This is a genomic window from Mesorhizobium sp. LSHC412B00, assembly GCF_000503035.1.
Classification (GTDB): Bacteria; Pseudomonadota; Alphaproteobacteria; order Rhizobiales; family Rhizobiaceae; genus Mesorhizobium.
Map to the genome: position 1 here is coordinate 146,007 of NZ_AYWB01000004.1, position 21,333 is coordinate 167,339.

Sequence of the window (21,333 nt, forward strand, 5' to 3'; positions counted from 1 at the left end):
CCCGGCGCAACGACTCGTGTATTATGCGAGCCTCCGTCAGAATAGTCGAGCTACGCCTCCAGACTGACTTGCCGGACGCCGATCACATCCATGCACATCATAAAGAACGCGGCGGTGAAGCTGCCACGGTTTATCTTGTTTGCCAAGTTGCGGTCGCTGTCATGCGCGCCGCGATCCTTCAGCTTTTCCGCCAGAACGGCATACGTTTACAATCCATTTCCAAAAACAGGTTCAAACCGTGAACAAAATCTGGCATGGTGCCGGCCATGCCGATCATTTCGCCAATTCCCCTCAATCCCCTCATCGACGGCCGCCAGTCCGAACGCGCCATGCTGGTGCGGCGCGGCGTGCAGAGGCTGTTGATGCAAATGGGCATGCATGTGCTGCCCGAACTGTCGCTGGCCACCGGGCGGCGCGCCGACCTTGTGGCGCTGACCCGGCAGGGCGATATCTGGATCATCGAGGTCAAATCCTCGATCGAAGATTTTCGCGTCGACCGCAAATGGCCTGATTACCGGCTGCACTCCGACCGCTTCTTCTTCGCCACGCATCCGGGCGTGCCCTCGGAGATCTTCCCCGAGGAATGCGGCTTCATCCTGTCCGACGGCTACGGCGCCGAGATTTTGCGCGAGGCGCCCGAGCACCGGATGGCGGCGGCAACGCGCAAGGCGCTGATGCTGCGCATTGCACGGGCGGGTGCGGCGCGGCTGCTGGCGGCGGAACTGGCGGGTGTGGCGGTGCCGGCGCTGGCGGGGGAGAGCGAGTAGACGAAGCTCAAGTTCCTCGCCCCACGAAGTGGGGCGAGGAACCCAAGAACACCTACTCCACCTCTTCCTCCGCCCCCGCAGCTGGCGCCACCAACAGCACGGCGGCACCCAGCAGCGCTGCAACGAAGGACCCCGCCAGGATGCCGACCTTGACGGTGTCCTGCAGCGCCATGTCGTTGGCGAAGGCGAGCAGGCCGATGAACAGGCTCATGGTGAAGCCGATGCCGCAGAGCAGCGAAATGCCGATCATGTGCAGCCAGCCGGCATTGACCGGAAGGTCGGCGAAGCCGAGACGGATGGCAAGCGCCGACGAGCCGAAGACGCCGGCCAGCTTGCCCAGCACCAGGCCGGCGGCAACGCCGAGCGTCAGCGGCTCGACCAGGGCAGAGGCGCTGAGGCCGGCCAGCGACACGCCGGCATTGGCAAAGCCGAAGATCGGGATGATGACGAAGGGCACGATCTTGTGCAGGCCGTGTTCAACCCGGTGCAGCGGCGAATGGTCGAGATCGTGGCCGCTGCCGGGAGACACCTGGAGCGGGATGGTCAGCGCCAGCGCGACGCCGGCCAGCGTGGCATGCACGCCCGATTTCAGAACCAGCACCCACAGCACGGCGCCGAGCACTAGGTAGGGCGTCAGCCTCGTCACCCGCTTGCGGTTGAGCACGATGAGCACCGCGATGACGGCGAAGGCGGCGCCGAGATAGGCGAGCGACAAGCCGCTTGTGTAGAAGATGGCGATGATGATGACGGCGCCGAGATCGTCGATGATGGCGAGCGCGGTGAGAAAGATCTTGAGCGACGCCGGCACGCGGTTGCCGAGCAGCGACAGTACGCCGAGCGCAAAGGCGATGTCGGTGGCGGTCGGGATCGCCCAGCCGGAGAGCGCGGCGGCGTTGTTGCGGTTGATGGCGACATAGACCAGCGCGGGAACCAGCATGCCGCCGGCGGCGGCGACGCCCGGCAACACGCGGCGCGGCCAGGTCGAGAGCTGACCGTCGAGCATCTCGCGCTTGATCTCGAGGCCGACCAGCAGGAAGAACACCGCCATCAGCCCATCATTGATCCAGTGCGACACGCTGAGCGGGCCGAGATAGGCGTGGAGAGCGGCGAAATAGGTTCCGGCCAATGGTGAATTGGCGACGATCAGCGCAAGGGCTGCCGCAACCATCAGGATGATGCCGCCCGCCGCCTCGCCGTCGAGGAATTCGCGAAGGATGGATTTCGGCTGCTTGTCGCGCATGTGTGCTCCGTTGCCGGGTTTTCCGGCGGCGTTATTGCCGATGATGGGCAAAGGTCGATGGCACGGCAAGCGCAACTGTTTCCAGCGTTGGCGCCGCCCCAACCAATCCGCTTGGCGCTGCGGCGGACGCATAGGGGGAGAGAAGTGTCACCTATGTATCCGGTTCAAAGTGTTACCCATCTATCGGCTGGNGCGGCGGACGCATAGGGGGAGAGAAGTGTCACCTATGTATCCGGTTCAAAGTGTTACCCATCTATCGGCTGGACAGCAGCTTCAGCCTCGCCGTCGTCTCCTGCAACGCCGGCGATTGGCGAAGCCGGCGATGAGAGCGCCCCTCTCCCCCGTCTCTATACGGGGAGAGGACGCCGGCAGGCAGGTGAGGGGCAGCGCTGAGGTCGGCAATTGGCGGCCGGCGCCGCCGGCGCGTGAACCTCAGCGTGGTGCGCGCTTGGCGAGTATGCGCTGCAGCGTGCGGCGATGCATGTTGAGCCGGCGCGCGGTTTCCGACACGTTGCGGTCGCACATTTCGTAGACGCGCTGGATGTGTTCCCAGCGCACGCGGTCGGCCGACATCGGATTTTCCGGGGGGGCGGCGCGCTCGCCGGCGGTGCGGGTGAGCGCTGCAAACACGTCGTCGGCGTCAGCCGGCTTCGACAGATAGTCGATGGCGCCGAGCTTCACCGCGGTCACCGCGGTGGCGATGTTGCCGTAGCCGGTGAGGATGACGGTGCGGGCATCGTCGCGCTTCTCGCGGATGGCGGCGACGACGTCGAGGCCGTTGCCGTCGCCGAGCCGCATGTCGACCACCGCATAGGCCGGCGGGTGGGCGCGCGCCTTGGCCACTGCCTCCTCGACGCTCTCGGCCGTCTCGACCACGAAACCCCTGGTTTCCATGGCGCGGGCCAGCCGCGTCAGGAACGGCTTGTCGTCGTCGACGATGAGCAGCGAGGTGTCCTCGCCTTCAACCATTGCGCCAATTGCTTCTTCGCCAGTCATTATCTTAAAAAATCCTGCTGCCTTAATTTTACGCAGATATAGTTCCTGAACGCCATTGTCCAATTTTGCCGCCTCCGCCAGGCTTTTACGCGGTGTCGAACATCGAGATCCCCACCGATTCCGGGTTGAGGAAGACGGTGCGGGGCCACGATATCTGCACGATGGCGCCCTCGCCCAGCCCGCTCGAATTGCGGAAATCGAGCGTGGCGCCGGAGCGTTCGAGCAAGGTCTTGGCAATGAAGAGCCCGAGTCCAAGGCCACCGCCGGCCTCGTTGCCCTGGCGTGTCGACATATAGGGCTCGCCGATGCGATCGATGATTTCGGGGGGAAAGCCCGGCCCGTCATCGATGATCGAGAAGGTGACGTCAAGTTCGTCCCAGCTCCATCGCACCGTCACACTGTTGCGGGCGAAGTCGACGGCGTTCTCGACAAGATTGCCGAGGCCGTAGATGACCCCGGGGTTGCGTCGTCCCACCGGTTCGGGGCCGACGCGCTCGCCCGGCCGAAGCTTGATCGAGATGCCGAAATCGCGGTGCGGCGCGGTCACCTCCTCGACCAGCGAGGTCAGCGGCAGACGCGACAGATGCGCCTCGCCCTCGGAGGACAGGCTGGTCAGCCGCTTCAGGATCTCGCGGCAGCGCTCGCTCTGCGACCGCAGAAGTTTGACGTCCTCACCGTATTTTGGGTCGTCGCCAAGTGCCTTTTCCATCTCCTTGGAGACAAGGGCGATGGTGGCGAGCGGCGTGCCGAGTTCGTGCGCGGCGGCGGCGGCAAGCCCATCCAGAGCCGACAGATGCTGCTCGCGCTGCAACACCAGTTCGGTGGCGGCAAGCGCATTGGCGAGCAGGCGGGCTTCCTCGGCAACGCGGAAGGCATAGATGGCAGTGAAGGCGATCGAGGAAAACACCGCCATCCATATGCCGGCGACATAGATGAATGGCATGGGCAGAGGCGCGCCCTCATACCATGGCAGCGGCTGGTGGAAGAAGACCAGCAACGTGGCCGCCGCCATGACCAGCGCGCCGAGCACCGCAGTTAGCCGCAGCGGCAGCGACGCCGCCGAGATGACGACGGGCACGGTCATCAGCACCGAGAACGGGTTGGTGAGGCCGCCAGTCAAAAAGAGCAGGCCGGCAAGCTGCAGGCTGTCGAAGGTCAGGATGAAAAAGGCTGAGAACGGGGTCAGCCGGTGCGCTGCCGGATAGCGGAAGGTCAGCACCAGGTTAAGCCAGGCCGAGCAGGCGACCAGCGCGAAGCAGAGGCTGACCGGCAGCGGGAATTTGAGCCCATAGGCGACGACCAGCACCGCCAGGCTCTGGCCCACGATGGCCAGCCAGCGCAGCCGGATCAGCGTGTTGAGGCGCAGCCGCTGGCTTTGCTGGAAGTCTGGCGCGTGCACGATGTTGATCATGGCCAAGGATTATAGCCGGGAAAGGACGAGCGCTAGGTCCCTCGCGGTTTGGCGCGGGCGGTGGCCGCAGCGAGCAGCGGATTTTCCGGCCAGACATGGCGGGGATAGCGGCCGCGCATGTCGGTGCGCACATCGGCCCAGGAGCCGCGCCAGAAGCCGGGCAGGTCGCGCGTCGTCTGGATTGGCCGGTGCGCCGGCGACAACAGCTCGAGCGTCAGCGGCACGGTGCCGTTGGCGATTGCCGGATGGCGGTCAAGGCCGAACAGTTCCTGCACGCGGATGGCCAGCACCGGCCATTCGCCGTCATAGCGGATCGGCACATGGCTGCCGGACGGCGCGTCGAAATGGGTCGGCGCCAGTGTGCCGATCTTGCGCTGCAAATCATGCGGCACCAGCGCCATCAGGCCCGACGACAGCGTGCCGGGGTCGATGGCGGCGAAGGACGCCTTGCCCGACAGGAACGGCAGCAGCCAGTCGTCGAGGCGTTCGAGCAGGGCGGCTTCCGAAACATCGGGCCAGGGCGCGCCGAGGCCGCGATGCAGCCAGCCTAGGCGCTGGCGCAGCGTCTCGCCGTCCTTGCCCCATTCCAGCAGCGACAGGCCGTGCTCGCGCAAGGCATCCAGGATGGCGCGGTCGGCGTCTGTTCCAGTTGGTGCGGGCAGCATGCGCTCCGACAAAGTGATGGCGCCGAGCCTGGCGGTCTCGCGCACGCGCACCGCGCGCCGCTCGCGGTCGAAGCTTGTCTCGCGGCGCGTCTCGATCCTGTCGGCGAGAGCGGCACGGATGTCGGTCTCGTGGACCGCGGCCGCGGCGGTTATACGGGCGTTTTGCGCCTTGCCTTGCAGATCGGCGACGACCAGCCAGGTCTCGCCGGCCAGCGGATCGGCGGCGTCGACCATTGCACCGGAGCCATTGGCCAGCACAAAACGGCCGCGCTCACCGCGCGCTTTTGCGACACGGTCCGGCCAGGCGTGGATGAGGAGAAGACCGGCAGAAGCGGTTTCGCTGCTCTTGGCGCCGCCCGCCTCCTTCGCCAATCGCCCGGCAAGCTGCCTTGCCGCAACGGCGCGCGGTGACTTTTCGGTGCGGAAGCGCATCAAGCGCCGTTCGAGGTCGGCGCCGTCGCCGCCGAGACCACGCTCGGTGAGCAGGACGGCTAGCATCGCAGCCTCGAGCGCGTGGCCGCCGCCAGCGGCTTCAGCGACCATGTGTGCGAGCCGCACGGGCAGGGCCAGCTTGCGCATCGCGCCGCCCGCCTCCGTCAGCCGGCCGGCCGCATCGATGGCGTGCAGCGCCAGGAGCAGCGCCCGCGCCTCGTTGAGCGCGGGAATGGGCGGCGGATCGAGGAAGGACAGGCTCGCCGGATCGGCGACGCCGAAGACGGCGCAATCGAGCAGCAACCCGGACAGATCGGCCTCAAGAATCTCGGGCGGGGTGAAGGCGGGAAGTGCCGCCGTCTGCTCGGCCCGCCACAGCCGAATGGCGACACCTGGCTGCGTGCGTCCGGCGCGACCGGCGCGTTGATCGGCCGACGCCCTGGAAACACGCACCGTCTCCAGCCGGGTCAGGCCGCTCGCCGGCTCATAGCGCGGCAGCCGCGACAGGCCGGAATCGATGACGACGCGCACGCCGTCGATGGTGATCGAGGTCTCGGCGATCGACGTCGCCAGCACCACCTTGCGGCGACCGGGCGGCGCCGGCTTGATCGCGGCGTCCTGCGCCCTGTTGTCGAGCTGGCCGTAGAGCGGCACGATGTCGGTGTCGGCGCCGAGGCGGCCCTGCAGCCGCTCGGCGGTGCGCTCGATCTCGCGCTGGCCGGGCAGGAAGGCGAGCACGCTGCCGCTCTCCTCGGCAAGGGTGGAGCGGATCGCCTTGGCCATGGCGTCTTCGATGGGAACGCCGGCTGGCCGCTCGTCGTATCTGACATCTACGGGGAACGCACGGCCTTGGCTTTCGATCACCGGGGCGCCGGACAGGAGTTTCGCGACGCGCGCGCCATCGAGCGTTGCCGACATCACCAGCAGCCGCAAATCCGGCCGCAGCGCGCCCTGCACGTCAAGCGCCAGCGCCAGGCCGAAATCGCCGTCGAGCGAGCGCTCGTGGAATTCGTCGAAAATCACCGCCGAAACGCCGGGCAGTTCCGGATCGTCGAGGATCATCCGCGCCAGCACGCCTTCGGTAACGACGAGGATTTTTGTCCGGGCCGATGTGCGGTTTTCCATGCGCATGGCATAGCCGACAGTGGCGCCGGGCTCTTCATCAAGCAATTCGGCCATGCGGCGGGCGGCGGCGCGGGTGGCGAGGCGGCGCGGTTCGAGCAGGACGATCTTGCCGGCGACCAGCCAGGGCGCATCGAGCAGCGCCAGCGGCACCAGCGTCGTCTTGCCGGCACCGGGCGGCGCCACCAGGACGGCGCTGTTGCCGGAGGCGAGCGCCTCGCTCAATGCCGGCAGCACAGCCGAGACCGGAAGCTCGGGCAAGGATCTCGTCGTCATTGCGTCCGCATATCAGCGGTCACCACAACCGTGCAACGGCTCAAAGCCTTGTGCGTGAAAACGGGTTCCAGCGCACCGTGCCCAGCCGCACCTCCTCGCGCACCATGGTGAGCAGGCCGGACGCGCCAACGACGGCCAAGCCGACCAGCGATATCCAGTCCGGATACTCCTGGAAGAACAGCGCGCCGAGGATGACCGCCCAGACGATCTGCGAATAATGCGTCGGCGCCATGCGGTTGGCCGGCGCGTATTTGGCGGCCAGCAGCTGCAGCAATTGGCCGCCGGCGGTAAAGGCGCCGCCCAGCACCAGCCACAGCAGCTGCATGGCGTTGGGGAGGGTGAACGATGTGGCGATGGTGCCGGCCCCGTTGAACAGCAGCCCGTAACCGATGAGCACGCCGAGCATGGTGGTGCGCTTTTCCTGCTGGGCGAGCGACCGCATCAGGATGACGCTCGCCGCGGCGAGGAAGGCCACCGTGAAGGCGGCAAGGTGTCCGAGATGCAACTCGCGAAAACCTGGCCGCACCACCAGCATGACACCTGCAAAGCCGGCAACCACCGCCAGCCAGCGCCATGGGCCGACCTTTTCCTTCAGGATGACGGTCGAGAGAATGGTAACGCAAAGCGGCGCCAGGAAGATCAGTGCATAGGTCTCGGCCAGCGGAATGGTGGTGAAGGCGTAGACGCTGAGCACGCCCGAGGCGATGCCGGCCCAGGCGCGGGCCTGCACCGCCCATGGCCGTCCGGTGCGCCAGAAGTCGCGCCAGCGCTCATCGACTGGGCGGCTGAAAAACAGGAAGCAGCCGGCAAACAGCGTGATGAAGAAGCCGATCTCGAAGACGGTGAACTGTCCGCCAAGGCTCTTGATAACGGCATCGCTGCACGAATAGCTTGCATAGGCGATGAGGGCGAGCAGGATTCCGTTCGTCACGTTTTTCCATTTCCGGGGAGAGTGCAGTGAAGGTATTGGCGCTCGGCGCGCATCCCGACGACATCGAGATATTCATGTTCGGTACGCTGGCTGCCTATGCCACGCAAGGCGCAGAACTGACTTTTGCCGTGGCCACGGATGGCGCCAGGGGCGGCATGGGCGACCCGAGCGTTTTGGCTCGTGCCCGCCGCGACGAGGCGGCGGCCGCTGCGGCGCTGCTCGGCGCAACCCTTCGCTTTCTCGACTTTCCCGACGGCGAACTGGTGGCTGATGCGGCACTGATCGCTTCGCTGAAAGCGCTGATACGCGAGACCGCGGCGGATCTGGTTATCACGCATGCCCCCAACGACTATCACGCCGACCATCGTGCTTTGTCGGACGGCGTGCGCATCGCGGCCTCGTTCGGCGTCCCCGTGCTGCATGCCGACACGATGGGCGGCACCGGCTTTGCGCCGACGCATTACGTCGACATTTCCGCCTACGGCGATATCAAGACGCAGGCGATCCGCGCGCACCAGTCGCAGTGGCCGGAGCAATATGTCGACAGAGCGCGCGTCCAGAATGAGTTTCGCGCCGGGCAATGCAACAGCGTTCCCGGCTCCTTGGCCGAGGCCTTCCGATTCGAGCCGACATTTCCCTTCGCCGACATCCGCGCGCTGCTGCCGCCCGCGCCCCCTGTTCGGCCGGTGACGCCGCAGACGAAAATTATAGGCGACCCCGGCTAAGCAACTTCCGGGCGAGCCGTCCGGCAATCATTTCCCAACGATTTCAATCGCCGTTTCGCCATGTTGCGGCGCAGCGACGAATTCGCTTGCCTTGTTTAGTAAAAATTGCATCACTAAACAAATTACTAAACATCTGCGGCGCACCGCGCCGCCCTGGCGACGCATAGCGCGCCGTGTTTAGCCCCTCGGAGGAGCGAGGGTTGAGGGGTTCTTGAAACGGCCATCCGGGCGCGTTTCGCAAATGGGAGGAAGGCATGAAATCGAGCTTGAAACTGGCGTTGGGGCTGGCCTCGGCGATTACCGCGTCGACAGCCGTCTCGAACGCGGCGCACGCTGAAGACCTGACGCTTTGCTGGGCCGCCTGGGATCCGGCAAACGCGCTGGTCGAACTGTCCAAGGATTTTACCAAGGAAACCGGCATCGGCATGAAATTCGAATTCGTGCCGTGGACCAACTATGCCGACCGCTTCCTCAACGAGCTCAACTCGCACGGCAAACTGTGCGACCTGATCATCGGCGACAGCCAGTGGATCGGCGGCTCGGCCGAGAACGGCCACTACATCAAGCTGAACGACTTCTTCGACAAGGAGAAGATCAGCATGGACGACTTCGTGCCGGCAACAGTCGTCGGCTATTCCGAATGGCCGAAGAACACGCCGAATTACTGGGCGCTGCCGGCCATGGGCGACGTCGTCGGCTGGACCTACCGCAAGGATTGGTTCTCCAAGCCGGAGCTGCAGAAGGAATTCAAGGAAAAATTTGGCTGGGATCTCGGCCCGCCGACCACCTTCGACCAACTGAAGCAGGTCGCCGAGTTCTTCCAGAAGCGCGAGATAGACGGCAAGACCGTCTATGGCGCCTCTATCTACACCGAGCGCGGCTCGGAGGGCATCACCATGGGCGCCATGGACGTGCTCTACAGCTTCGGCTTCCAGTATGAAAACCCGAAGAAGCCCTACGAGATGGAAGGCTTCGTCAATTCGCCAGACGCGGTCAAAGGCCTGGAGTTCTACAAGTCGCTCTACGATTGCTGCACGCCTCCGGGTGCCTCGAACAGCTATATGGGCGAAGGCGTCGACGCCTTCAAATCCGGTCAGGTGGCCATGCACATGAACTTCGCCTTCACCTGGCCCGGCCTGCAGAAGGACGAGAATGTCGGCGGCGACAAGATCGGCTACTTCGTCAATCCGAAGGGTCCCGGCGGCGCCCAGTTCGCGCAGCTCGGCGGCCAGGGCATTTCGGTGGTGTCCTATTCAGACAAGCAGGAATCGGCGCTGAAATACATCAAGTGGTTCGCCAACAAGGATGTGCAGGCCAAATGGTGGTCGCTCGGCGGCTATTCCTGCCTGAACGCGGTGGTCAAGGACCCGGCCTTCCCGTCCAGCCAGCCTTATGCGCAGACCTTCCTCGACTCGATGGCGATCGTGAAGGACTTCTGGGCCGAGCCGAGCTACGCACCGCTGCTGCAGGCGTCGCAGAAGCGCTTCCACGACTATGTCGTAGCCGGCCAGGGTTCGGCCAAGGACGCGCTTGACGGCCTGGTCAAGGACTGGACGCAAGTGTTCCAGGACGACGGCAAGATGTAACCGGACCAACGGCTCCTCCCGAGCCTGACCCCAGAGGCGGATGATTTTCAGGCCGAATCGACCAGAAATCATCCGCCTCGGGCTAAAAAGAGAGAGAGCATGATGTCGTCCGAAAACCGCTTCACACTTTTCGGCTTCATGCTCTTGGTCCCGTGCCGCCCTTGGCACGGGACGCAGTTCAGATAAATTCCAGTGTCGAGACTTGACGTGACCGAAGCAGGACTCACCATGCTCAATCGGACTGCGGAGAACGTTGCCCGGGCGACCCCGGAGCCGTTGGCCCGCAAGGTCCGGGGGATCAGCGACAAGGGCCTCGCCTGGCTGTTCATCTCGCCGACGATCCTGTTGCTCTTGGCCATCAACATCTTCCCGCTGTTCTGGGCGATCTACCTGTCCTTCACCAACTTCCGCGCGAACCGCCCGAACGAGGTGGTGAAAAACCTCGGCTTCGCCAACTACCAGCGCATCCTCGGCGACCAGGACATCTGGATCGCCATGCAGACGACGGCGCATTTCGTGTTCTGGACGATCCTGCTGCAGACGCTGATCGGTTTCACGCTGGCATGGCTGATCGACAGGAAGTTTCGCGGCCACGCCTTCTGGACGACCATCATCCTGGTGCCGATGATGCTGTCGCCGGCGGTGGTCGGCAATTTCTGGCGTTTCCTCTACGAGCCGCAGATCGGCCTGTTCGCCTACGCCATCTCGTTCGTCACCCGGATACCACCGACCGACATCCAGATGCTGTCCAACGTGTCGCTGGCGCCGTGGTCGATCATCATCGTCGACACCTGGATGTGGACGCCCTATGTCATGCTGATCTGTCTCGCCGGCCTGCGCTCCATCCCCGAATACATCTATGAAGCCGCCGAGGTCGACCGCGCGTCCAACTGGCGGCAGTTCTGGTCGATCACGCTGCCCATGGCGCTGCCCTTCATCATGCTGGCGGTGCTGTTTCGCGGCATCGAGAACTTCAAGATGTTCGACATGGTCAACCTGCTGACCGGTGGCGGGCCGGGCTCGACCACCGAGGTCGCCTCGATCACGCTGAAGCGGCAGGCGTTCGAGAGCTGGCGCACCGGATATTCCTCGGCCTTCGCCATCATCCTGTTCGTCGCGGTGTTTGGGCTGGCCAACATCTACGTCAAGGCGCTGAACAAGGTGAAGCAGAGATGAGCCTGACCACCGCCCACTCCGTCGTCGCCCCCTCGGCCAATTCGAAGCGGATCGCCGGCACGATCATCGTGCTCTACGCGCTGATCTCGATCGTGCCGCTGCTGTGGATCTTCGCCACCAGCTTCAAGACACCGCCGGATTCGATCGCCTATCCGCCCAAGATTCTGTTCCAGCCGAGCATCGAGGGCTATTGCAACCTGTTCACGACGCGCACCAGGCAAACGCCCGACTACATCAACTCGCTCGGACCCACGACCGGTTTCTGCGACGAGACCTCGCGCAAGCGCAACATGGTGATTGCCGGCCCGTCCAATTTCCTGCCGCGCTTCGTCAACTCACTGATCATCGCCTTCGGTTCCACCTTCTGCGCCGTATTCCTCGGCACGCTTTCGGCCTACGGTTTCTCGCGCTTCAAGGTGCCGCTGGCCGATGACCTTCTGTTCTTCATCCTGTCGACGCGCTTCATGCCACCGATCGCGGTCGCCATTCCCATCTACCTGATGTACCGCGAGCTCGGCCTGTCCGACACCGCGCTCGGCATGATCCTGCTCTACACCGCGGTCAACGTGTCGCTCGCGGTGTGGCTGCTGAAAGGCTTCATCGACGAGATCCCGCGCGAGTATGAAGAAGCGGCGATGATCGACGGCTATACCAGGCTGCAGGCCTTCTGGCGCACCGTGCTGCCGCAAGCGACCACCGGCATCGCCGCGACCGCCATCTTCTGCCTGATCTTTGCCTGGAACGAATATGCATTCGCCGCACTCTTGACGTCCGGCACCGCGCAGACCGCGCCGCCCTTCATCCCGACCATCATCGGCGAAGGCGGCCAGGACTGGCCGGCGGTTGCGGCCGGCACGACGATCTTCCTGGTGCCGATCCTGGTTTTCACCGTCCTGCTTCGCAAACAATTGCTGCGCGGCATCACTTTTGGGGCGGTGCGCAAATGATTGATGTGCCAGGTCGACCCCCACTCCCTCGAGCTTCGCTCGACACCTCTCCCCCGATCGACGGGGTAGAGGAAGGACGCGAACTTCATTCAGCCAGGCTCCCTTCCTCTCCCTCCGGAGGAGGGAGAGGTGGCGCTGCGAAGCAGCGACGGAGTGGGGGAACCACCTGGCAACCGTCTCGCCCCGTTACCGGGCAGAAGGAAGGGAGCTACGCATGACGCGCCCAGCCATCTCCAAAAAGTCATCCTGGCCTCGCTGGGCCCGGCGCAGCCTCATGGAAAATATCGCCACGACGCTGATCGCCATTGGATTCCTGATGCTGTTCCAGCCCTTCGCGCTGGCGCTCTACACCTACTCCTTCATCACCATGCTCGCCGGCACGGTGATGTTCATCATCGTCTCGAAGTTCCCGGAATAATCATGGCCGAAATCCGCGTCCAACATTTGAGAAAGGCCTTCGGCGATTTCGTCGCGGTGCAGGATTCCAGCTTCGTCGTCGAAGATGGTGAGTTCTTCGTCATGCTTGGTCCCTCGGGCTGCGGCAAGACGACGACGCTGCGCATGGTCGCCGGCCTCGAATTGCCGACCGGCGGCCAGATCCTGCTCGGCGGCGAGGACGTCACCATGCGCCGGGCGCGCGAACGCGACATCGCCTTCGTCTTCCAGCTGTTCGCGCTCTATCCGCATATGAACGTGCGCAAGAACATCGGCTTCCCGCTTCTCGCGCAAGGCATGCCCTCGGCCGAGATTCGAAGCCGTGTCGAGGAAACGGCGAAGCTGCTGCGCATCGACCATCTGCTCAACAAATCGGTCTCGGGCCTTGCCGGCGGTGACCGCCAGCGCGTGGCGCTCGGTCGCGCCATCGTGCGACGGCCAAAATGCTTCCTGATGGACGAGCCGCTCGGCACGCTCGACACCGAATTCCGCGATCTGATGGTGCATGAGCTGCGCGAGCTGCACAACCGCATCCACGCCACCACCGTCTATGTCACGCACGACCAGATGGAAGCGATGTCGATGGCCGACAAGATCGCCGTCATGAACCATGGCGTCATCGAACAGTTCGGCAGCCCGCGCGAAATCTACGACCGCCCGGCAACCATGTTCGTCGCCGACTTCATCGGCTCGCCGCCGATGAATTTCCTGGGCTTCGGTGGCGGGCTGGCGAAGGGGGCGAAGGAAATCGTCGTCCAGGGCGCCAAGGTGGCGGTGCCGGAAGTGCGCGAGGAAATTGCGCCCGCCGACATGGCGCTCGGCATCCGTCCCGAGCACATCCGTTTCGACGATGCGTCGAAACTGCGCGGCACCATCTACGGCACCGAATATCTCGGCACGACGCAGATCGTGGCGGTGGAGACGGCGGACGGCATCATCAAGGCGCGGGTGCCGGCCGAAATCCGGCTCGCTGCCGGCGATCATGTCGGGCTAACGTTGAACAGCGCGCGGCTGTCGCTGTTCGACAAGGGCTCGGGTCGGGCGGTGCGCACCGCGATCCACGATACCGCCTCTCAAGGGAGAGCGCAGCATGGCTGACGTGCACATCAAGGGCGTGACCAAAAGCTTCGGCGACCATGTCGCCGTCGATGGCCTCGACCTTAACATCGCCGATGGCGAATTCGTCGTGCTGCTCGGCCCGACCGGCGCCGGCAAGACGACGACGCTGAGATTGATCGCCGGACTGGAGCGGCCGGATGGCGGCACGATCCATATTGGCGACCACGATGCGACGACGCTGTCGCCGGCCGAGCGCGACACCGCTTTCGTCTTCCAGCAATATTCGCTCTACCCGCATCTGTCAGTCTACGACAACCTCGCCTTCCCGCTGCGCTCGCCGGCGCGGAAAGTACCGGAGGACCAGATTCGCCGCCGCGTCGAAGAGGTGGCAAAGATGGTGCGCATCCACCACAAGCTCGCCAACCGCTCGACCAAGCTGTCGGGCGGCGAGATGCAGCGCGTCGCCATCGGCCGAGCGTTGGTGCGCAAACCGTCGATCTATCTGATGGACGAACCGCTGTCGTCGCTGGATGCCAAATTGCGCGCCGATCTCAGGCTCGAACTCAAGCGCATCCAGGCCGAACTCGGCGCCACCATGCTCTATGTCACGCACGACCAGATCGAGGCGATGACCATGGCCGATCGCATCGGCATCCTCAATGACGGCGTGCTGGTGCAGATCGGCACGCCGCGCACAATCTATTCGGAGCCGGCCAACCTTCATGTCGCGGCCCGCCTCGGCCAGCCGGCGATCAACCTGCTGCCGGCCGGGCTGCTGCCTGATGGTGGGGCGCCGACCGGAACCAAGACCATCGGCGCGCGCACCGAGCATCTGTCGATCGAGAAGACCGCAAGCGGCCATGCCGACGGCGTCGTCGACTGGGTCGAACATCTCGGGGACCAGAACCATCTGCATGTTACGGTCGGCCCGAAGAAACTGGTGACGCTCACCGACCCCGATACGGATCTGGCCGAGGGCGACAAAGTGGTGATCCGCTACCGCTCGCCACTTTATTTCGGCGCCGACGGACAAAGACTGATGTGAGGTTTTCGGTGTCTCGCCAAGGGCACGGCACCGGCTTCTGATTGACGAATACAGGACGAATTCGATGAAGCACTTTTTCAACCGCAGGGAAACGATCGTCACCGAGGCGCTGGACGGGCTGTTGCGGACTATCGGTTCCGGCGATCTCGCCCGCCTCGACGGCTATCCCGAGATCAAGGTCGTGCTGCGCGCCGACTGGGACAAGGCAAAGGTTGCGGTCGTCTCCGGCGGCGGTGCCGGGCACGAGCCGTCGCATGCCGGGTTTGTCGGCAAGGGCATGCTGACGGCGGCGGTCTCGGGCGAGATCTTTGCCTCGCCCAGCGTCGAGGCGGTCCTGGCGGCCATTCGCGCGGTGACCGGCCCGGCTGGCTGCCTGCTGATCGTCAAGAACTACACCGGCGACCGCCTCAATTTCGGCCTCGCGGCCGAGAAGGCGCGCGCCGAGGGGTTTCGCGTCGAGATGGCGATCGTCGCCGACGACATTGCCTTGCCCGATATCAACCAGCCGCGCGGCGTCGCCGGCACCTTGTTCGTGCACAAGATATCAGGCCATTTGTCGGAGACGGGAAGCGGTCTGACAGCGATCGCGACAGCGGCTCGCGCGGCGGCGAAGGACATCATCTCGCTCGGCATGTCGCTGTCGTCCTGCTCGATCCCCGGCCAGCCACATGAAGAGCGGTTCGGCGAAAATGACGGCGAACTCGGCCTCGGCATCCATGGCGAGCCGGGCGTCGAGCGCATCGCCGTGCAGAGCGCCGACAGACTTGTGGCGATCATGGCGGAGCGGCTGGCCGCGCGGCTCGACCCGAACGCCAGCCACGCGTTGCTCATCAACAATCTCGGCTCGGTGCCGCCGCTCGAAATGTCGCTGGTCGCCAATGCCGTGCTGGCCTCGCCGCTGGCCAAGACCGTGAAGCTTGCGATCGGCCCCGGACCGCTGATGACGGCGCTCAACATGAACGGTTTTTCGCTGTCGCTGATCAAGCTCGATGCGGCGCGCGAGGCAGCCTTGCTGGCGCCTGTCGGCCCACATGCCTGGATGCCGGCCAAAACCGTCGTCGCGCCGGCTATCGTGCCTATGGCGAAAGCGGCTGGAAACAGCGCAGCCCAAAGGGCCAGCCAGGATTCCGGCACCAGGCGTTTGATCATCACGGTCTGCGAACGGCTGATCGCGCTCGAAGAGACACTGAACGGGCTCGACGCCAAGGCGGGCGATGGCGATACCGGTTCGACGGTTGCGACCGGCGCGCGCAGCGTGCTGGAACGGCTCGATGCGCTGCCGCTGGCCGACCCTGCCGCCACGCTTGCGGCTATAGGCGATAGTCTGGGCGTCGCAATGGGCGGCTCCTCAGGCGTCTTGCTGTCGATCTTCTTCACGGCGGCGGCTCAGGCTTCGAACGGCGGAGCAACCCTGTCCAAGGCGCTGCTTGCCGGGCTTGACCGGATGACCTTCTATGGCGGCGCCAGGGTCGGCGACCGCACCATGGTCGATGCCTTGGAGCCGGCGCTGAAGGCGCTCGACGCCAAGGGGCTGGATGCCGCGGCGACCGCGGCGAGGCACGGCGCCGAGGCGACCGCGGCCATGGAGAAGGCGAAGGCCGGCCGCTCCGCCTATGTCGGCACCAAATTGCAAGGCGTGGCCGACCCTGGCGCCCATGCCGTGGCCGAAGTGTTCGCGGCCGCCGCCGCGCTGCATGCAGCGGCCTGACGGCATGCTTCGATTGTCGAATGAGAATTCTTTCGATACTGCCGGCAGGATCGAAACCGGGAATCTGGACATGGCAGCGTTCGACCTTGCCAGGCTGATCACCGCCGCCGCGGACACGATCGCCGCTCACTCGGAAGAGTTGACCGCGCTCGACCAGGCGATCGGCGACGGTGACCATGGGCTGAACATGAAGCGCGGGTTTGAGGCCTTGCGTGCCGATGCCGGGGCGTTCGCTGCAAAGCCGCTGCCCGAGGCGCTGAAGGCGATCGGCACCAAGCTGGTGATGACGGTCGGCGGCGCGTCCGGGCCGCTGTTCGGTACATTGTTCCTGGCGCTGGGCAAGGAGATTTCAGGAGAGCCGGATCGCCCCAAGCTGACGGCTGCTTTCGGCAAGGCAATCGAAGCTGTGGCCGCCAGAGGCAAATCCCAGGTTGGTCAAAAGACCATGCTCGATGTGCTGCAACCTGTGCAGGACGCGTTGGTCGAAGGAAAGACGGCCATGGAAATTGCAGATATCGCCGACGTGGCTGCCGAGGCGACCGTGCCGATGAAGGCAACACGCGGTCGCGCCTCATTCCTCGGCGACCGCTCAATCGGTCATATGGATGCCGGCGGACGCTCTGTGGCGCTGCTGGTGCGGACCGTCGCCGAAACCGTCGAGGGCCAAGCATGAGCAATGTCGGCATCGTCATCGTCTCGCATTCGCCGCTGGTTGCCGAAGGCACGGCCGACATGGTGCGGCAGATGGTGGGCGACGAAGTGCCGCTTGCATGGTGCGGCGGAAACGGCCATGGCGGGCTCGGCACCAGCGTCGAAGCGATCATGGGCGCCATCGACAAGGCGTGGTCGGAGGCGGGCGTCGCCATACTGGTCGATCTCGGCGGCGCCGAGACCAATTCGGAAATGGCGGTGGAAATGATCGGCGAGCCGCGGGCGCTCAGGATTATCGTCTGCAACGCGCCGATCGTCGAAGGCGCGGTGATGGCTGCGACGGAGGCGTCCGGCGGGGCCTCGCTGAAGGAAGTGGTGGCGACGGCGCATGAATTGTCGCCGTCGTGAGCGAACGGGAATTTTGACCTGATGTCCGCATTTGCCAAGGCCACCGTCCTGATCACCCACGAGGTAGGTCTGCACGCGCGCCCTTCGGTGAAGTTCACCAAGCTTGCCAAGAGCTTTGCCGCCGAGGTGGAGATTGCGCTTGCCGCCAACGGCCCATGGTTCGACGCCAAGAGCATCGTCAAGGTGATGGCGGCCAGGGCGCCGAAAGGCACCATGCTGCACATCCGGGCCACAGGCGGCGGCGCCGATGATGCCGTGAGAGCGCTGGCCGAGCTGGTGCGACGCGGTTTCGACGAGGATGCGGGCCATGCCCGAACCGCTTAGGCTGCAAGGCATTTCGGCCTCGGCCGGCTATGCCGAGGGGCCGTTGTTCAACCTCGACAACGGCACCGCGCACTACACGGGCAAGGCGAGCGCCGCGGACGAGAAGGCCGCATTGGAAGCAGCTATCGCCAGCGCGACGGACCGGCTCGCGACCCTGATCGAAACCGCCGATGACGAGGCCGCCGGCATTCTCGAATTCCAGCTCGCCATGCTTGGGGACGAGGCACTGACCGGCCCGGCTTTTGCCGCGATCGCGTCCGGCATGCCGGCTGACATGGCCTGGCGACAGGCGCTGGACGCCGAGATCTCCGGCTACGAAACGTCAGACCAGGACTATTTCCGGGCTCGCGCCGCCGATATCAGCGATATCCGCGACCGCGTGCTGCGCGCCCTTACCGAGGAGCAGGAGAGCGCTCCACCAGCCGGCGCCATTCTCTATGGCGAGGACATCGCGCCGACGCGCTTTCTCGAGACCGACTGGAGCACCGGCGGCGGCATCGCGCTGAGGGCCGGCAGCGCCGCCAGCCACGTCGCCATGCTGGCGCGCTCGCGCGGCGTGCCGATGGTGGTGGGGCTTGGCGCTTCGCCGGCTAATCCCGTCGGTCTGGCTCTGCTCGATGCGGAGCATGGCGGTATCGTGCTTTCGCCGACCACGACCGAGATCGAAGCGTTCCACCGGTCCTCGTCCTCGTTTGTGGCACATCGAGACAAGGCCGGAGTCTATCTCGCGAAACCGGCGGTAACCCGGGCCGGCACGATGGTGCGCGTGCAGGTCAACATCGCCGATCCGTCCGAGGTCGACGGCATCGACATTTCGACCTGCGACGGGGTCGGGCTGATGCGCACCGAATTCCTGTTCGGCAAGGCGCCGCCGGACGAGGAGACGCAATACCAGGCCTATCGCAAGGTGCTGGAATGGGCAGGCGACAAGCCGGTAACCATCCGTACCGTCGACGCCGGCGGCGACAAGCCGGTGCCGGGCTTCACCGTCGAGGAGAGCAACCCGTTCCTCGGGCTGCGTGGCATCAGGCTGTCGCTGGCAAGGCCGGAGGTGTTTCGCGTACAGATCCGGGCGCTGCTGCGCGCGGCGGTGCACGGCAATCTGAAGGTGATGTTTCCGATGATCGCCGTCGCGGAGGAATACCAACGCGCCGCCGCTCTGTTCGTGGAGGAGCAGGCCGGGCTTGCCGCGCGCGGCATCGCGCAAAAAATGCCGCCGCTCGGCATCATGGTCGAGGTGCCTTCGGTGGCGATCGCGCCGGAAGCGTTCGCCGATGTCGCCTTCTTCTCGATCGGTTCGAACGATCTGACCCAATATGTTATGGCCGCCGCCCGCGACAACGCTGCCGTGGCACACCTCAATTCGGTGCGTCATCCTGCCGTGCTGCGGTTGATCGCGGGGGTGACCGCGTTCGGCCTGCGCGCGAAAATCCCAGTCAGCCTGTGCGGCGATGCCGGCGGCGATCCGGCATCGATCCCGGCACTGCTCGAGGCCGGCCTGCGGGATCTCTCGGTGGCTCCCGCCCAACTCGCCATGGCCAAGGCGGCCATCTCAGATGTTTCGGTCTAGGGTGACTGAGATGGCCGACAAGACACCAGAAGCCGGCTCCGAAGAGGCGATCCGCGCCTACAAGACGATCCTGTCGCAAGTCATCGACCAGCGTCCGTCGGGCATGCGCCAGCGCCTTGCCGATGCGCTTGGCAAGCACCGCAGCTTCGTCACCCAGATTTCCAGCGCGGCCTATTCGACCCCGATCCCATCAAAACATCTGCCGGCTATTTTTTCGGTCTGCCATTTCAGTCCGGCCGAGCGCGATCAGTTTCTGGCTGCCTATCATCTGGCGCATCCCGGCAAGATGTCGGTTGCGGCAGGCATGCGCAAGACCCGGCATGTCTCGCTGATCGTGCCCGATTTCGGCGACGACAAGCAGAACGCAGCGCTCGACAGGGCGATCAACGAATTCATCCAGAAGATCACCAGCATCACCGGCAGGAGTGGCGGCTGATCGACGTGTCGGGAGGACACATGAAGAAATTCATCAATTCCGTCGACACGGTGCTGACCGAAAGCCTCGACGGCTTCGTGTCCGCCCACGGCGACATTCTGGTGCTGGGCGACGAGCACAAATTCATCCGCCGCAGGGCACTGAAGCCGGGGAAAGTAGCCCTGATCTCGGGCGGCGGTTCCGGCCACGAGCCGCTGCATGGCGGCTTTGTCGGCCACGGCATGCTGGACGCCGCCTGTCCCGGCCAGGTCTTCACCTCGCCGACGCCGGACCAGATGCTGGCGGCTGCCGCGGCCGTCGACACCGGCGCCGGCTGCCTGTTCATCGTCAAGAACTATGAAGGCGATGTGATGAATTTCGATATGGCCGCCGAAATGGCCGACGGCGTCCTGCAGGTGGTGATCAATGATGACGTCGCCGTCGAGAATTCGTCCTTTACGACCGGCCGGCGCGGCGTCGCCGGCACGCTGATGGTGGAGAAGATCGTCGGCGCCGCCGCCGAGCAAGGCATGGCGCTGGCGGATCTCAAGGCGCTCGGCGATCGCATCAACAGCGCGACGCGTTCGATGGGCGTGGCGCTGACCAGTTGCACGGTGCCGGCGGCCGGCAGGCCGACGTTCGACATTGGTGATGGCGAGATGGAATTCGGCGTCGGCATCCATGGCGAGCCTGGCCGGCGTCGCGATACGTTGAAAAGCGCCGATGCGATCGCCGAAGAGATTTGCGCCGCGATCCTGGGCGATCTCGGCGACAGGGCGAAAGGCCCGGCACTGTTGTTCATCAACGGCTTTGGCGGCACGCCGCTGATGGAGCTCTATCTGATGTACAACAGCGCCCGAAACATCTTCGAAAAACAGGGCGTGACGGTGACCCGCTCGCTGGTCGGGTCCTATGTGACCTCGCTCGACATGGCCGGGTGCTCGATCACGCTGACCGTGCTGGATGACGAGGCAACGTCAATGTGGGACGCGCCGGTGCACACAGCCGCGCTGCGCTGGGGACTGTAACGGAGGGGCCTTGCCCATATCCCGAACAGGCGGCTTATGAACTTGCCTTAGCCTGCGGGACCGGACGGACCGTTACCCGCAGTCACGCCGACAGATTGCCCGCCTGCAGCGCGGCTTGCCTTGCGGCCGACCGCTCCGGCTTCATCCAAACCGAAGCCGTAGAAGTCTTATCGCGGTATCGGCAGCGACGGCCCGGCCACCACGCTGGACAACTTTCCTGCCTTGCGCAGCACGGGCGCTTCATACTTTTTCTTGGCCATTCCAAACACCCTTTTCAGTCCAGTGCAAAAGAATGGACCGAAACCGTGGAAAGTCAATTCATGAGCTGGCTCTGCCACCACACGCTGGCTTCATGCATGCTTTTCTGCAACATACGCTCCTCTGAGTTGGTTGTTTGACGCAATTCCGGACGGGAA

General features: G+C 64.7%; 21 protein-coding genes. 15 read left to right on the forward strand and 6 right to left on the reverse strand.

Features of this window, described 5'->3' with window-relative positions; genetic code table 11:
- Positions 1-50: 50 nt before the first annotated feature.
- Positions 51-146, reverse strand: a complete 96-nt coding sequence (locus X757_RS1000000169670) for a DUF6471 domain-containing protein (protein ID WP_352670799.1) — start codon at positions 144-146, stop codon at positions 51-53.
- 120 nt (positions 147-266) lie between these two features.
- On the opposite strand from X757_RS1000000169670, the gene X757_RS155120 reads away from it, so the two are divergent.
- The gene (locus tag X757_RS155120; protein WP_023725840.1) at positions 267-767 is read left to right on the forward strand and encodes an MmcB family DNA repair protein; all 501 of its coding nucleotides are present in this window, start codon (positions 267-269) and stop codon (positions 765-767) included.
- Between the two features lie 52 nt (positions 768-819).
- Here the strand turns inward: X757_RS155120 and nhaA are convergent, their stop codons facing one another.
- The 5 genes from nhaA to X757_RS155095 all read right to left on the reverse strand — a co-directional run bounded on the left by nhaA (position 820) and on the right by X757_RS155095 (position 7,840).
- Positions 820-2,007, reverse strand: coding sequence for a Na+/H+ antiporter NhaA (nhaA, locus tag X757_RS155115; RefSeq protein ID WP_023725841.1), 1,188 nt, complete (start codon positions 2,005-2,007; stop codon positions 820-822).
- 432 nt (positions 2,008-2,439) lie between these two features.
- Entirely contained in the window at positions 2,440-3,003 is a 564-nt protein-coding gene (locus X757_RS155110) for an ActR/PrrA/RegA family redox response regulator transcription factor (RefSeq protein WP_023672848.1), read from the reverse strand.
- A gap of 85 nt (positions 3,004-3,088) precedes the next feature.
- Positions 3,089-4,414 carry an ActS/PrrB/RegB family redox-sensitive histidine kinase gene (locus X757_RS155105; RefSeq protein ID WP_023692667.1) on the reverse strand — a complete coding sequence of 442 codons (1,326 nt, stop codon included), beginning with the start codon at positions 4,412-4,414 and terminating at the stop codon, positions 3,089-3,091.
- Positions 4,415-4,446: 32 nt separating this feature from the next.
- Positions 4,447-6,909 (reverse strand): ATP-dependent helicase HrpB, encoded by a 2,463-nt coding sequence (gene hrpB, locus X757_RS155100; protein ID WP_023725842.1) that lies wholly within the window; start codon positions 6,907-6,909, stop codon positions 4,447-4,449.
- 40 nt (positions 6,910-6,949) lie between these two features.
- Positions 6,950-7,840 (reverse strand): DMT family transporter, encoded by an 891-nt coding sequence (locus tag X757_RS155095; protein WP_023725843.1) that lies wholly within the window; start codon positions 7,838-7,840, stop codon positions 6,950-6,952.
- A gap of 26 nt (positions 7,841-7,866) precedes the next feature.
- Between X757_RS155095 and X757_RS155090 the strand changes: the two genes are divergently transcribed.
- The 14 genes from X757_RS155090 to dhaK all read left to right on the forward strand — a co-directional run bounded on the left by X757_RS155090 (position 7,867) and on the right by dhaK (position 20,917).
- Positions 7,867-8,565: a PIG-L deacetylase family protein gene (locus X757_RS155090; protein ID WP_023725844.1), complete on the forward strand. Its 699-nt coding sequence runs from the start codon at positions 7,867-7,869 to the stop codon at positions 8,563-8,565.
- A 254-nt stretch (positions 8,566-8,819) separates the two neighbouring features.
- Positions 8,820-10,151 (forward strand): ABC transporter substrate-binding protein, encoded by a 1,332-nt coding sequence (locus tag X757_RS155085; protein WP_023725845.1) that lies wholly within the window; start codon positions 8,820-8,822, stop codon positions 10,149-10,151.
- 228 nt (positions 10,152-10,379) lie between these two features.
- A complete protein-coding gene (locus X757_RS155080; RefSeq protein ID WP_031198535.1) occupies positions 10,380-11,327 on the forward strand; it encodes a carbohydrate ABC transporter permease in 948 nt (315 codons plus the stop codon).
- Positions 11,324-12,274 (forward strand): carbohydrate ABC transporter permease, encoded by a 951-nt coding sequence (locus X757_RS155075; protein WP_023725846.1) that lies wholly within the window; start codon positions 11,324-11,326, stop codon positions 12,272-12,274. The genes X757_RS155080 and X757_RS155075 overlap by 4 nt, the downstream gene beginning before the upstream one ends.
- A gap of 214 nt (positions 12,275-12,488) precedes the next feature.
- A complete protein-coding gene (locus X757_RS155070) occupies positions 12,489-12,692 on the forward strand; it encodes a hypothetical protein (RefSeq protein WP_023725847.1) in 204 nt (67 codons plus the stop codon).
- Between the two features lie 2 nt (positions 12,693-12,694).
- Complete coding sequence (locus X757_RS155065; RefSeq protein WP_023707800.1) at positions 12,695-13,807, forward strand: ABC transporter ATP-binding protein; 1,113 nt, start codon at positions 12,695-12,697, stop codon at positions 13,805-13,807.
- Complete coding sequence (locus X757_RS155060) at positions 13,800-14,813, forward strand: ABC transporter ATP-binding protein (RefSeq protein WP_023707799.1); 1,014 nt, start codon at positions 13,800-13,802, stop codon at positions 14,811-14,813. Before X757_RS155065 ends, X757_RS155060 begins: the two co-directional genes overlap by 8 nt.
- 64 nt (positions 14,814-14,877) lie before the next feature.
- Positions 14,878-16,521: a dihydroxyacetone kinase subunit DhaK gene (locus tag X757_RS155055; protein WP_023725848.1), complete on the forward strand. Its 1,644-nt coding sequence runs from the start codon at positions 14,878-14,880 to the stop codon at positions 16,519-16,521.
- Positions 16,522-16,591: 70 nt separating this feature from the next.
- Positions 16,592-17,194 (forward strand): dihydroxyacetone kinase subunit DhaL, encoded by a 603-nt coding sequence (dhaL, locus tag X757_RS155050; RefSeq protein ID WP_023725849.1) that lies wholly within the window; start codon positions 16,592-16,594, stop codon positions 17,192-17,194.
- On the forward strand, positions 17,191-17,580 hold the full coding sequence (dhaM, locus tag X757_RS155045) for a dihydroxyacetone kinase phosphoryl donor subunit DhaM (RefSeq protein ID WP_023725850.1): 390 nt from the start codon (positions 17,191-17,193) through the stop codon (positions 17,578-17,580). The genes dhaL and dhaM overlap by 4 nt, the downstream gene beginning before the upstream one ends.
- Positions 17,581-17,601: 21 nt before the next feature.
- Positions 17,602-17,904, forward strand: coding sequence for an HPr family phosphocarrier protein (locus X757_RS155040; protein ID WP_023725851.1), 303 nt, complete (start codon positions 17,602-17,604; stop codon positions 17,902-17,904).
- On the forward strand, positions 17,888-19,474 hold the full coding sequence (ptsP, locus tag X757_RS155035; RefSeq protein WP_023725852.1) for a phosphoenolpyruvate--protein phosphotransferase: 1,587 nt from the start codon (positions 17,888-17,890) through the stop codon (positions 19,472-19,474). Before X757_RS155040 ends, ptsP begins: the two co-directional genes overlap by 17 nt.
- A gap of 10 nt (positions 19,475-19,484) precedes the next feature.
- The gene (locus tag X757_RS155030; RefSeq protein ID WP_023725853.1) at positions 19,485-19,910 is read left to right on the forward strand and encodes a hypothetical protein; all 426 of its coding nucleotides are present in this window, start codon (positions 19,485-19,487) and stop codon (positions 19,908-19,910) included.
- Positions 19,911-19,930: 20 nt separating this feature from the next.
- Entirely contained in the window at positions 19,931-20,917 is a 987-nt protein-coding gene (gene dhaK, locus X757_RS155025; protein ID WP_023725854.1) for a dihydroxyacetone kinase subunit DhaK, read from the forward strand.
- Positions 20,918-21,333 lie beyond the last annotated feature (416 nt).

Bases quoted from the DNA above. Each gene is read 5' to 3' on its own strand.
- X757_RS155120 (WP_023725840.1), top strand. From the start codon at position 267: ATGCCGATCATTTCGCCAATTCCCCTCAATCCCCTCATCGACGGCCGC.
- nhaA (WP_023725841.1), bottom strand. From the start codon at position 2,007: ATGCGCGACAAGCAGCCGAAATCCATCCTTCGCGAATTCCTCGACGGC.
- X757_RS155110 (WP_023672848.1), bottom strand. From the start codon at position 3,003: ATGACTGGCGAAGAAGCAATTGGCGCAATGGTTGAAGGCGAGGACACC.
- X757_RS155105 (WP_023692667.1), bottom strand. From the start codon at position 4,414: ATGATCAACATCGTGCACGCGCCAGACTTCCAGCAAAGCCAGCGGCTG.
- hrpB (WP_023725842.1), bottom strand. From the start codon at position 6,909: ATGACGACGAGATCCTTGCCCGAGCTTCCGGTCTCGGCTGTGCTGCCG.
- X757_RS155085 (WP_023725845.1), top strand. From the start codon at position 8,820: ATGAAATCGAGCTTGAAACTGGCGTTGGGGCTGGCCTCGGCGATTACC.
- X757_RS155080 (WP_031198535.1), top strand. From the start codon at position 10,380: ATGCTCAATCGGACTGCGGAGAACGTTGCCCGGGCGACCCCGGAGCCG.
- X757_RS155075 (WP_023725846.1), top strand. From the start codon at position 11,324: ATGAGCCTGACCACCGCCCACTCCGTCGTCGCCCCCTCGGCCAATTCG.
- X757_RS155070 (WP_023725847.1), top strand. From the start codon at position 12,489: ATGACGCGCCCAGCCATCTCCAAAAAGTCATCCTGGCCTCGCTGGGCC.
- X757_RS155065 (WP_023707800.1), top strand. From the start codon at position 12,695: ATGGCCGAAATCCGCGTCCAACATTTGAGAAAGGCCTTCGGCGATTTC.
- X757_RS155060 (WP_023707799.1), top strand. From the start codon at position 13,800: ATGGCTGACGTGCACATCAAGGGCGTGACCAAAAGCTTCGGCGACCAT.
- X757_RS155055 (WP_023725848.1), top strand. From the start codon at position 14,878: ATGAAGCACTTTTTCAACCGCAGGGAAACGATCGTCACCGAGGCGCTG.
- dhaL (WP_023725849.1), top strand. From the start codon at position 16,592: ATGGCAGCGTTCGACCTTGCCAGGCTGATCACCGCCGCCGCGGACACG.
- dhaM (WP_023725850.1), top strand. From the start codon at position 17,191: ATGAGCAATGTCGGCATCGTCATCGTCTCGCATTCGCCGCTGGTTGCC.
- X757_RS155040 (WP_023725851.1), top strand. From the start codon at position 17,602: ATGTCCGCATTTGCCAAGGCCACCGTCCTGATCACCCACGAGGTAGGT.
- ptsP (WP_023725852.1), top strand. From the start codon at position 17,888: ATGCCCGAACCGCTTAGGCTGCAAGGCATTTCGGCCTCGGCCGGCTAT.
- X757_RS155030 (WP_023725853.1), top strand. From the start codon at position 19,485: ATGGCCGACAAGACACCAGAAGCCGGCTCCGAAGAGGCGATCCGCGCC.
- dhaK (WP_023725854.1), top strand. From the start codon at position 19,931: ATGAAGAAATTCATCAATTCCGTCGACACGGTGCTGACCGAAAGCCTC.